The sequence below is a fragment of the Rhodococcus sp. GQ147 genome, assembly GCF_059759155.1.
Genome location: NZ_JCAXDU010000016.1, coordinates 94,133 through 104,326, shown reverse-complemented (window position 1 = coordinate 104,326; position 10,194 = coordinate 94,133). Strand labels below are relative to the sequence as shown.

Sequence of the window (10,194 nt, the reverse complement as noted above, 5' to 3'; positions counted from 1 at the left end):
GGTCTCGGGATGGGAGTTGCGGGTGTCGGGTTCGACCTCGTGTCGGTGCCGGAGTTCGCGGAACAGCTGGGTCGGACGGGAACGACGATGCTGGCGAACTTCACACCGGGTGAGCGTCGCGACGCGAACACCCGCAGCTCCGATCCCGCCCGGCACTTCGCCGCCCGGTGGGCGGCGAAGGAGGCGGTGATCAAGGCGTGGTCGGCGTCGCTGTTCGGCAGCCCACCGGTGCTACCGGAGACGATCCATCAGCAGATCGAAGTGGTCTCGGACGCGTGGGGTCGCCCGAGCATCCGGCTGCACCGGCAGGTCGCCGAGAAGCTGACCGGCGTCCGGATCCATGTGTCGTTGACCCACGACGGTGACATGGCCGGCGCGTTCGTCGTCCTCGACGAGGTCGACGGCCGGCGTACGTAGATGTGGGGACTCAGGCCGAGGGAGCGCTGGCTTCCTCGGCCTGATCCGTTTCGGTGTCCTGCCGGCCGGCCTGTCCGCGTGCGGATTCCTCGCGTTCCTCGCGGCGTTGGCGTCGCTTGGCCTGAGCGCGTGAGTCCTGTTCGGCGATCTGCAGGTAGGCGACCATGATGCGCTTGAGTTCGACGACGGCGTCGGCGTGGGTCTGGTCGTCCTGCACCGAGAAGTTGAGCATCGAGTACACGATGTGGACGAGCACCTCGGCCATGAGCTTCCGGCGCGGTCGCGGGGTGTCCGGGGTGAGCGGTGCCAGCATCCGCGCGACCTGCTCGGCGAACTCGCGTTCGTGGATGGCGCCGGTGGCCCGGGTGGACGGGGTGGACTGCATCGCGAGCCACACCTCGCGGCGGGACGGATCGGTGGTCCACAGTCCGGCGAGGTGGTCGACGAAGCTGTTGAGGAAGCGCAACCAGTCGACGGACGGGATCTTGCCGTTGAACTGGGCGAGTTCGCTCTGGACGCCGACGAGGTCCTGCCGGTTGAGCTCGCACACGATCACGTACTTGTTGGCGAAGAACTGGTAGAGCGTGCCGATGGGGACGTCGGCGCGGGACGCGACCTCCTCACAGGTGAACGACTCGAAGCCGACCTCGGTGAGCAGTTCACGCGAGGCGGCCAACAGGGCGTCGAACTTGCGGCGGCTCCGTTCCTGGGTGGGCCGCCGACGCGGCACGAGCTCCTGGGGCTCGGCCTGAACCTCGAGCGCCGGATCGATCCGGCGCGGGGCGCGGCGGCCGTTCGTTGCTGACTCCACGCGCCCAGGCTAGCCGGACGTCCGTGCTTTCCCGAATACTTGTTGTGAGTCAGAGTGTCACAAACCGGGCAGCCACAGGTCAGCGTGCGGTCCGCTGTCGGAACAGTGCTGTGGCGGCGACCAGGCCGATTGCGGTGAACGCCGCGCACCACCCGATCGCGACGATCGCGGACGACCCGATCCCGGTGCCGGTGAGCAGTCCCCGGACGGTCTCGATCACCGGGGTGACCGGCTGGTGTTCGGCGAAACCGCGCAGCCATCCGGGCATCGTCTCGGGCGGGACGAACGCGCTGCTCACGTAGGGGAGGAAGAGCAGGAGGAAGGTGAACCCGCTCGCGGCCTCGTCATTGCCCGCGAGCATCCCGAGCGCGGCCGAGACGGCGGAGATCGCCAGGACGAACAACGCGATGACACCGGTGGCGGCCACCCATTCGACGAGGTGGGCGTCGGGCCGGAATCCCATGAGTGCGGCCACCACGAACACCACGACGGTGCTGGCGAGATTGCGGACCAGACTCGCGACGACGTGCGCGGTGAGCACGGCGGAGCGGGCGATGGGCATGGACCTGAACCGGTCGACGATGCCGCGGTGCATGTCGGAGGCGACCGCGACGGCCGTCTGTGCCGCCCCGAAGGACGCCGACAACAGCACGATGCCGGGCACGACGTAGTTGAGATAGTCGGTGCCGGTGTCGATCGCGCCACCGAAGACGTAGACGAACAACACGAGCAGCAGGACCGGCAGTGCGAGACCCATCAGCAGCGCGTCGGGGCTGCGGAGCATCCGCCGCAGGTTCCTGCCGGTCACGGCGGCGTGGTCGCGCGCGGCGAAGCGGAGCGGGGTGGGGTGCGCGAGGAGTGTCATCGGACGACCTTTGTTTCGTCGGTGGAGCCGGTGAGGGTGAGGAAGACGTCGTCGAGGGTGGGGGAGTGCAGCCCGAACTTCTCGACGGGGACCGCCTCGGCGGCGAGGCGGTCGAGCAGGGCGGCGACGTGGGGCAGATCGCCCTTGGTGTGGACCTGCAGTGTCAGTGCTGCCCGGTCGATCTCGCCGTCGAGCACCGACGCGGCATGGGTGAGGTCGGCGTCGGTGGAGAAGCGCAGTTCGAGATAGCCGCCGCGCACAAGCGACTTGAGTTCGTCGGGTGTGCCCTCGGCGACGATCCGCCCGTCGTCGAGGACGGCGATGCGGTCGGCGAGTCGGTCGGCCTCCTCGAGGTATTGGGTGGTCAGGAAGATGGTGACGCCGTCGTCGGCGAGTTCGCGGATCGCCTCCCACATCACGAGGCGGCTGCGCGGGTCGAGCCCGGTCGTGGGTTCGTCGAGGAACAACACCTGCGGGGACGCGACGAGACTCATGGCGATGTCGAGGCGTCGCATCGTGCCGCCGGAGTACGTGCCGGCGCGCCGGTCGGCGACGTGCGCGAAGTCGAAACGTTCGATCAGGTCACGGACGCGACCGGGAATCGCGGCCGACGGCAGGTGCGCGAGGCGCGCTGCGAGACGGAGGTTCTCCGTGCCGGTGAGGACGTCGTCGATCGCGGCGTACTGGCCGGTGAGTGCGATGTTCTCGCGCACGGCGTGGGCGCGGCCGGGGAGGGGCAGGCCGGCCACGGTGACGGTGCCCGCGTCGGGGCGCAACAGGGTGGTCAGGATGCGGACGGTGGTGGACTTGCCGGCGCCGTTCGCGCCGAGCAGTGCGAAGACGGATCCGGTGTCGACCCGGAGGTCGACGCCGTCGAGAACGGTGGTCGGGCCGAACGACTTGCGTAGGTCCCGGACGTCGATGGCGGGAACGGAACGAGTCATGACATCTCACTAACTGTGTATGCAATATACCGATGTGTATAGCGTACGCAGTTTTAGGATGGCGGAAAGACCCGAAATCTGGAGGAGCATGAGCAGTCCCGAGCCCGACGATCCGCTGCCGCAGAGTGTGCAGCTGGCATGGGGATTGAGCGATACCGGCACCCGGGGCCCGCGACGGGGACTCACGCTCGAACAAGTCCTCGATGCGGCGATCGAGGTGGCGGGCGCCGAAGGGCTCGAAGCGCTCTCGATGAGCCGGGTGGCCAAGCAACTGGGTTTCACCACCATGTCGCTGTACCGCTACGTGAGCAACAAGGACCAGCTCGTCGAACTCGCGTGGGACCGCGCCATCGGGTCGCCCCCCGAGCTACCGGTCGGATGCGACTGGCGGGAACGGCTCGAGGCATGGGCGATGGCCGAGTACCGGAGTCTGCGCGCGCACAAGTGGCTGACGCAGTACCCGATCCGCACGGCGCCGTACTATCCCAACAACCTGCTCTGGCTCGACGCGGGACTCGGCGCGCTGTCCGCCACCCCACTCGACGAACCTGCGAAGGTGCAGGTGGTGATGATGATCTCGCTCTACGCCATCGGTCGCGCACGCTTCTCGTGGGAACTCGGAACCGATGTCGCGGACGACCCGTCCGACACCCCGGCGATGCTGCGGCGCATCCTCGATCCCGAGAAGTACCCCTCGGTGCTGGCGGCGGTCGAGGGCGGCGCGTTCGACCCCGACGGGAGCGACGCCGACGACGAGGCAGTATGGCACGAGCAGGACTTCCGTTTCGGTCTCGAACGATTGCTGGACGGAATCGACGTACTCATCCGACGTGCGGAGGACGGATCATGACAGCGACAGACACCGACGCGACGCAGCGCATCCGCGAGCGGATCCGGGAGGCGATGCCGGCTGCGCGCGACGATCTCGCGCGGCTCGTCGCGTTCCGTTCCGTCGCGGATCCGCGCCAGTTCCCGGTGGAGGAATGCGTCGGTGCAGCGAACTGGGTGCGGGATGCCTTCACCGAGGCGGGAATCGAGAGCGTCGAGACGATCGAAACCGCCGACGGCTCACTCGCCGTACTCGGACATACGCCCGCCCCCGACGGCGCCCCGACGGTTCTGCTCTACAGCCACTACGACGTTCAGCCGCCCGGCGACGAATCACTCTGGCGCAGCGAGCCCTTCACGCTCACCGAACGGGACGGCCGCTGGTACGGCCGCGGCGCCGCCGACTGCAAGGGCAACGTCGTTATGCACCTGCTCGCACTGCGGGCGCTGTGTGCGGACGGCCCACTGCCCGTCGGTGTCCGCATCGTCGTCGAGGGCTCGGAGGAGATGGGCGGCGCCGGCCTCGACCACCTCGTCGCCGAACGACCCGAGATGTTCGACGCCGATCTCATCGTCATCGGCGACAGCGGCAACGCCGAGGTGGGCCGGCCCACCCTCACCACGACGCTGCGGGGCATCGCGAACGTCGACGTCCACATCGAGACGCTGAAGGGCGAGATCCACTCCGGGATGTACGGGGGAGCGGCCCCCGACGCGCTGGCCGCGCTGATCCATCTGCTCGGCACCCTGCGCGACGAGCACGGCAACACCGTCGTCGACGGACTGGACTGCACCGCGACCTGGGACGGTGTGCCCTATCCCGAAGACCGTTTCCGCGCCGACGCGGGCGTGCTCGACGGTGTCTCGCTCCCCACCTCCGGAACCGTCGCCGACGCGGTGTGGGCGCGACCGGCACTGACCGTCCTCGGGATCGACGCTCCGCCGATGGTCGGATCGGCCGCCGCGGTCGTGCCACGCGCGTCCGCACGCCTGAACCTGCGCGTGCCGCCCGGCATCGACGCCCGCACCGCCCAGGACGCGCTCGTTGCCCATCTCGAGGCCCACGTGCCGTGGGGAGCGCATCTGCGCATCGACCGCGACGTCCTCGGCGAACCCTTCCGGGCGGCGACGGACGGTCCGGGTTACGCCGCACTGCGCGCGGCGCTCGAGGCCGCCTACGGCCGGGAGGTCGGGACCGCCGGGCAGGGCGGATCGATCCCGCTGTGCACCGCGCTGCACCGCGCCGTGCCGCGGGCCGAGATCGCCCTGATCGGCGTCGAGGAACCGCGCTGCGTCATCCACGCGCCGAACGAGAGCGTCGACCCCACCGAGATCGAGAATCTCGCCGTAGCCGAGGCGCTGCTGCTGACCTCGCTGGCGCCGCGGTAACGCTGCCGGCCGGGCACCCGGGCGTCAGACGGACAGGTCGCGGCGCAGCTTCGCCACGTGCCCGGTCGCGCGGACGTTGTACTGCGCGACCTCGATCTTCCCGTCCTCGTCGACGAGGAAGGTCGAGCGGATGACGCCGGTGACGGTCTTGCCGTACATCTTCTTCTCGCCGAAGGCACCCCATGCCTGGAGGGTGATCTTCTCGGGATCCGACAGCAGCGGGAAGGTCAGCTGTTCGGCGTCGCGGAACTTCGCGAGCTTGGCAGGCTTGTCGGGCGAGATGCCGATCACCTCGAGGCCCGCCTCGTTCAGCTCGGCGAGACTGTCGCGGAAGTCGCACGCCTGCTTCGTGCATCCCGGGGTGCTCGCGGCGGGGTAGAAGTACACGATGACCTTGCGTCCGCGATAATCCGACAGCGACACCTCGTTGCCGTCGGCATCGGGAAGGGTGAAATCGGGTGCGGGATCACCGGGGGCGAGTCTGCTGTTCTCGGTCATGGAGGCGACAGTAGTGGACCGTGCAGCCATTCCCGGCGCGCGTCCATTACCGTGGTCGCAGCACACTGCAGCGACCTTCTGGAGGACACGTGGCTAGGGACACCGAGGACATCGAGCGGGAGATCGAGAAGGCCCGCAATCAGCTCGCGAGCACACTCGACGAACTGAGCGTCCGCGCCAACCCGAAGAATCTGGTGGCAAGCACGAAGCAGACCATCCTCGCGAAGGTGAACCAGCCGCAGGTGAAGAAGTACGCGGCGATCGCGGCCGGCACGGTCGTCGGATTGCTGGTACTGCGCAGAATCCTGCGCTGATCCCCGGCTGCACACAGGAACACCCACGCCGACCCGGCGTGGGTGTTCCTCGTTCCGGGGCCGAACCGCCGCGAACGACGAAGGCCGGACACCGTTTCCGGTGTCCGGCCTTCGTGTTGTGCGCCATCAGGGACTCGAACCCCGAACCCGCTGATTAAGAGTCAGCTGCTCTGCCAATTGAGCTAATGGCGCTTGACGATGTGTCTCCCGGTCGTCGCCGGGCGACGCGGAGGACGGTGTCACCGCCAGAACGAAGGCCGGACACTGGGTGTCCGGCCTTCGTGTTGTGCGCCATCAGGGACTCGAACCCCGAACCCGCTGATTAAGAGTCAGCTGCTCTGCCAATTGAGCTAATGGCGCTTGACGATGTATTCCCGGGATGCCGTCCCAGCAACGAGAAGAACATTACACACCGTCGCGCGACGCGCCAAATCGGCTGGTCAGAATGTTTCTGTAAGGTTGTGGAGGTAACGGATCGGACGGTCGGAGCGATTGTCATTCGAACGTTACCGACGTACGGGGGAGTCGCGTCGGGTCGGCCGCAAGAGAAGCTGGCATCATCGTGTTCGGTGTTGTGACGTGCGTTTTCGGTGCCTTGGGGGAGGCGGGATCGGAGTATGGAAGTGACGGAGTCGAGTGCGGGGAACCCCCGGGGGCGTCGGGTACGGGGAATCCTCGGAGTGGTCGTCGTCGGCGTTGTTGCGTTCGTCACGGGATGCGCCGGCGGTTCGGGAACGGGCGCCGAAGAAGTGCCCATCGATTCCAATCCCGTGGCGGCGCTGATCAAGCCGACGGTGTCGTCGAGTGTCGCCGACGGATCGGTCGGCTTCTCGCCGATCGACCCGGTGACGGTCTCGGTGGTCAACGGCAAGCTCGACTCGGTGACCCTGCTCAACCCTGCAGGGGAGCCGGTGCAGGGCGAACTCGCCGACGACGGACTCACCTGGGTGAACACCGCACCGCTCGGCTACAACCGCTCCTACACGCTCGAGGCCGTCGCGTACGGACTCGGCGGCGCGACCACGTCGACGGCGGCCTTCACCACCTCGTCGCCGGCCAATCTCACCCAGCCCTACGTGTTGCCCGGTGAGGGTTCGATCGTGGGTATCGGCCAGCCGATCGCCGTGCAGTTCGACGAGAACATCCCGGATCGGCTCGCGGCCGAGGCGGCCATCACCGTCACCACGAACCCGCCCGTCGAGGGCGCCTTCTACTGGGTCAACAACCGCGAGGTGCGGTGGCGGCCGGAGAACTACTGGGTGCCCGGCACCGCCATCACCGTCGATGTGAACGTCTACGGCAAGGATCTCGGCGACGGCCTCTTCGGTCAGTCCGACGTCCACTCGTCCTTCACCATCGGCGATGCGGTGGTCATCACGGCGGACGACGCGACCAAGCAGGTCACTGTCACGCGCAACGGCGTCGACGTCATCGCGATGCCGACCTCCTTCGGCAAGGACTCCACGCCCACGCCCAACGGCGTCTACATCATCGGCGACCGGTTCGAGTCCATGATCATGGACTCGTCCACCTACGGCGTCCCCTCCGACTCGGCGCAGGGTTACCGCACGCCGGTCGAGTGGGCGACGCGGATGTCCTACAGCGGCATCTTCTTCCACTCCGCCCCGTGGTCGCTCGGCGACCAGGGTGTGCGCAACGTCAGTCACGGCTGCCTGAACCTCAGCCCCGCCAACGCCAAGTGGATCTTCGACAACACCAAGCGCGGCGACATCGTCGTGGTCCGCAACACCGTGGGCGGCACTCTCCCCGGAACGGACGGACTCGGTGACTGGAACATCCCGTGGTCGACATGGAAAGCCGGCAACGCTGCGGCGTGACGGGTGAAGGGGGATCGATGGCCGTTCGGGGGAGATGGTGGAGCGCTGCCTTCTGCTGTGCCGTGCTGCTCGCGGCGCTGACACCGGCAGGGGCGGCGGCCTCGCCGGTCGCGTCGTCCGCTCCGGCACCGGGTTCGGTGGTCTCGCAACAGCCGCTGCCCGACGAACTGTCGGTGCCCGGTGCCGCGACGGCCATCAAGCTCGAGTACGCCACCGAGTGGCGGTCGGGGGAGCCGACCGTCGCCACGGGCGCGTTGTTCCTGCCCGGGGGGGATGCCCCCGAGGGTGGCTGGCCCGTCATCGCGTGGGCACACGGCACGACCGGTGTGGGCGACGACTGCGCGCTCACGACCCGCACGCCGCGTTCCGATCTCGAGCGGACCTATCTGCAACACTGGCTCGATTCCGGGTACGCGGTCGTCTCGGCCGACTTCCCGGGTCTGGGCTCCGAGGGTCTCCACCGTTATCTCGACGGCCCCAGCGCCGCGAACAGCATCGTCGACATCGTCCGGGCCGCCCGCGACGGTGGGGCGCCGCTGTCGGAGCGCTGGATCGTGATGGGGCAGTCGCAGGGAGGACACGCGGCGCTGCACACCGCTGCGATCGCGACCTCCCGCGCTCCCGAACTCGACTTCCGCGGAACGGTCGCGACGGGTGCTCCGGCGAACCTCGAACGGGCCTTCACGATCGGCGTCCCGGGCTTCCCTGATCCTGGACTGTGGGGCCTCGTCAGCTTCAGCGGGTACATCTTCGCTGGGCTGCGCGACGCCTACCCCGAGGCCGACGTCGAGGGCTACCTGACCCCGATCGGCCGTGAGGTCGTCGATCGCGCCGAAGAGCTCTGCTACGACGATCTCGAGGAGTCGGTGCGCGACATCCCGGTCGGGGATCTGCTCGCGCGCCCGCTGGCCGAGGGTCCGATGCCGTCGCTGCTGGCCGATTATCTCGCCGCCCCGGTGGACGGCTACGACCGGTCGGTCTTCCTCGCGCACGGCATCCACGACGTGATGGTCCCGTTGCCGCTGTCCGCGGCGCTCGCCGCCGATATGAAGGTCGCAGGGGCGGACGTCGACTACCGCGTCTATATGGCCGGGCACTACACGACGGTGGAGCGCTCCCGGGCCGACGTCGACGCTTTCGTGACGCGCTCGTTCGAATAGACCGGCCTGCGCGTGAGGAACCGCTGTGCGTGAGGATTCTTCCGGGAACGAGAAAACCCCCGATCGGAAATCCGATCGGGGGTTCTCTTCGGGGTGCCTCGCATCCACGTTCCCGACATCTGGACGCTTGACCGAAGCACTGCGGAACAGCTCGCTGACGCAACAACCCGGCTCGCCGCAGCGGTCAAACGTGCAGTCAATCCGGACGGGCTCAATGTCATCCAGTCCAACGGCAGTGCGGCGAGCCAGACCGTCTTCCACCTGCACATTCATCTTGTGCCTCGCTGGGAAGGCGACCCCATCGGACACATCTGGCCGCCCGAAAGCAACTACAGCGAGAAGGAGAAGGACGACGCGTGGGAAGCGCTGAGAGTCGAGTGTCGGAAGGCGAGCAACAGTAGAGCACGTCGAGCGCACCCTCTGAAGAAGATCGGCGGAAGCACCTCGACTTCATCCAGGCAGTCGTCACTCGCATGTCCGCTGCGTCATCAAGCGCGAAGGGGTGGCTGCTGCCAGTTGCGACGGCCACCTATGGGTTCGCGCTGATCCAGCACTCCCGGGCGGTAGCTCTGCTCGTACTCGCCGCGGTCGTGCTCTTCATGTTCCTCGACGCCAACTACTTGCGACAAGAACGCGCCTATCGGCGCCTGTACGACACAGTTGCACGGGGCACGCGGGCCGTCCCGCAGTTCTCACTCGACCCATCATAAGCTGACGATCCGATACCGGCGTCGGCCGGATGGCGTGAGCGAGTCAACACTGTTGTTGGCCGATGGGTACCGACCTGGAGCGTTTGGTCTTCGTGGTCGATTCTGCCCTTCTACGGCGCGCTCTTGCTGATGGGAGTTGGCATCTTTATCCGCGCAGTCCTCTCCTAGCTGCGGCCCAACCGGGGCCGACCGTGTACCTCGTCGGTAAGTGAAACGCCGAGAGGAACCGACGATGGCCAGCTTGAGTGATGTCGCGAGCGACGAGCGCACCGCGAGGATGGTGCTGTCCATGCTGGTCGAGCCCAATGACCCGGTGACAGGTCGCATCCTGTCCAGGCTGGGAGCAGTCGAGACGCTTTGGCTCGCTGAGCGTGACGGGGCGGTGGTGGGGCTGAGCCCCGTGGACGCGCAGGTCTGGCG

Annotated in this window: 11 protein-coding genes and 2 tRNA genes; 7 read left to right on the top strand and 6 right to left on the bottom strand. The window is 67.6% G+C overall.

Annotation, left to right across the window (positions count from 1 at the left end; all coding sequences use genetic code 11):
• Positions 1-9: 9 nt before the first annotated feature.
• Positions 10-417, top strand: a complete 408-nt coding sequence (gene acpS / locus AC6CID_RS18395) for a holo-ACP synthase AcpS (RefSeq protein WP_006554757.1) — start codon at positions 10-12, stop codon at positions 415-417.
• Between the two features lie 10 nt (positions 418-427).
• On the opposite strand, the gene AC6CID_RS18390 is transcribed toward acpS, so the two are convergent.
• The 3 genes from AC6CID_RS18390 to AC6CID_RS18380 form a co-directional block, all read right to left on the bottom strand.
• Positions 428-1,228, bottom strand: coding sequence for a TetR family transcriptional regulator (locus tag AC6CID_RS18390; protein WP_006554758.1), 801 nt, complete (start codon positions 1,226-1,228; stop codon positions 428-430).
• A 79-nt stretch (positions 1,229-1,307) separates the two neighbouring features.
• A complete protein-coding gene (locus AC6CID_RS18385; protein ID WP_019288998.1) occupies positions 1,308-2,093 on the bottom strand; it encodes an ABC transporter permease in 786 nt (261 codons plus the stop codon).
• Positions 2,090-3,037 (bottom strand): ATP-binding cassette domain-containing protein, encoded by a 948-nt coding sequence (locus AC6CID_RS18380; protein WP_217579925.1) that lies wholly within the window; start codon positions 3,035-3,037, stop codon positions 2,090-2,092. The genes AC6CID_RS18385 and AC6CID_RS18380 overlap by 4 nt, the downstream gene beginning before the upstream one ends.
• An 88-nt stretch (positions 3,038-3,125) precedes the next feature.
• Here AC6CID_RS18380 and AC6CID_RS18375 point away from each other — a divergent pair, with 88 nt between their 5' ends.
• Both AC6CID_RS18375 and AC6CID_RS18370 read left to right on the top strand, forming a co-directional pair.
• Positions 3,126-3,887, top strand: coding sequence for a TetR/AcrR family transcriptional regulator (locus AC6CID_RS18375; protein ID WP_217579924.1), 762 nt, complete (start codon positions 3,126-3,128; stop codon positions 3,885-3,887).
• On the top strand, positions 3,884-5,254 hold the full coding sequence (locus tag AC6CID_RS18370; protein WP_024100529.1) for a dipeptidase: 1,371 nt from the start codon (positions 3,884-3,886) through the stop codon (positions 5,252-5,254). The genes AC6CID_RS18375 and AC6CID_RS18370 overlap by 4 nt, the downstream gene beginning before the upstream one ends.
• A 24-nt stretch (positions 5,255-5,278) precedes the next feature.
• On the opposite strand, the gene bcp is transcribed toward AC6CID_RS18370, so the two are convergent.
• Positions 5,279-5,752 carry a thioredoxin-dependent thiol peroxidase gene (gene bcp, locus AC6CID_RS18365; protein WP_006554761.1) on the bottom strand — a complete coding sequence of 158 codons (474 nt, stop codon included), beginning with the start codon at positions 5,750-5,752 and terminating at the stop codon, positions 5,279-5,281.
• 89 nt (positions 5,753-5,841) lie between these two features.
• Between bcp and AC6CID_RS18360 the strand changes: the two genes are divergently transcribed.
• Positions 5,842-6,066, top strand: a complete 225-nt coding sequence (locus AC6CID_RS18360; RefSeq protein WP_006554762.1) for a DUF3618 domain-containing protein — start codon at positions 5,842-5,844, stop codon at positions 6,064-6,066.
• Between the two features lie 119 nt (positions 6,067-6,185).
• On the opposite strand, the gene AC6CID_RS18355 is transcribed toward AC6CID_RS18360, so the two are convergent.
• Positions 6,186-6,258 (bottom strand) — tRNA-Lys (locus AC6CID_RS18355).
• Between the two features lie 95 nt (positions 6,259-6,353).
• Positions 6,354-6,426, bottom strand: a tRNA-Lys gene (locus AC6CID_RS18350).
• A 257-nt stretch (positions 6,427-6,683) separates the two neighbouring features.
• Between AC6CID_RS18350 and AC6CID_RS18345 the strand changes: the two genes are divergently transcribed.
• The 3 genes from AC6CID_RS18345 to AC6CID_RS18335 all read left to right on the top strand — a co-directional run bounded on the left by AC6CID_RS18345 (position 6,684) and on the right by AC6CID_RS18335 (position 9,610).
• The gene (locus AC6CID_RS18345) at positions 6,684-7,904 is read left to right on the top strand and encodes a L,D-transpeptidase (protein ID WP_211269804.1); all 1,221 of its coding nucleotides are present in this window, start codon (positions 6,684-6,686) and stop codon (positions 7,902-7,904) included.
• Positions 7,905-7,921: 17 nt separating this feature from the next.
• A complete protein-coding gene (locus AC6CID_RS18340) occupies positions 7,922-9,064 on the top strand; it encodes a lipase family protein (protein ID WP_217579922.1) in 1,143 nt (380 codons plus the stop codon).
• 93 nt (positions 9,065-9,157) lie between these two features.
• Positions 9,158-9,610, top strand: coding sequence for an HIT family protein (locus AC6CID_RS18335; RefSeq protein ID WP_374107744.1), 453 nt, complete (start codon positions 9,158-9,160; stop codon positions 9,608-9,610).
• Positions 9,611-10,194: the final 584 nt, after the last annotated feature.

Bases quoted from the DNA above. Each gene is read 5' to 3' on its own strand.
- acpS (WP_006554757.1), top strand. From the start codon at position 10: ATGGGAGTTGCGGGTGTCGGGTTCGACCTCGTGTCGGTGCCGGAGTTC.
- AC6CID_RS18385 (WP_019288998.1), bottom strand. From the start codon at position 2,093: ATGACACTCCTCGCGCACCCCACCCCGCTCCGCTTCGCCGCGCGCGAC.
- AC6CID_RS18380 (WP_217579925.1), bottom strand. From the start codon at position 3,037: ATGACTCGTTCCGTTCCCGCCATCGACGTCCGGGACCTACGCAAGTCG.
- AC6CID_RS18375 (WP_217579924.1), top strand. From the start codon at position 3,126: ATGAGCAGTCCCGAGCCCGACGATCCGCTGCCGCAGAGTGTGCAGCTG.
- AC6CID_RS18370 (WP_024100529.1), top strand. From the start codon at position 3,884: ATGACAGCGACAGACACCGACGCGACGCAGCGCATCCGCGAGCGGATC.
- bcp (WP_006554761.1), bottom strand. From the start codon at position 5,752: ATGACCGAGAACAGCAGACTCGCCCCCGGTGATCCCGCACCCGATTTC.
- AC6CID_RS18345 (WP_211269804.1), top strand. From the start codon at position 6,684: ATGGAAGTGACGGAGTCGAGTGCGGGGAACCCCCGGGGGCGTCGGGTA.
- AC6CID_RS18340 (WP_217579922.1), top strand. From the start codon at position 7,922: ATGGCCGTTCGGGGGAGATGGTGGAGCGCTGCCTTCTGCTGTGCCGTG.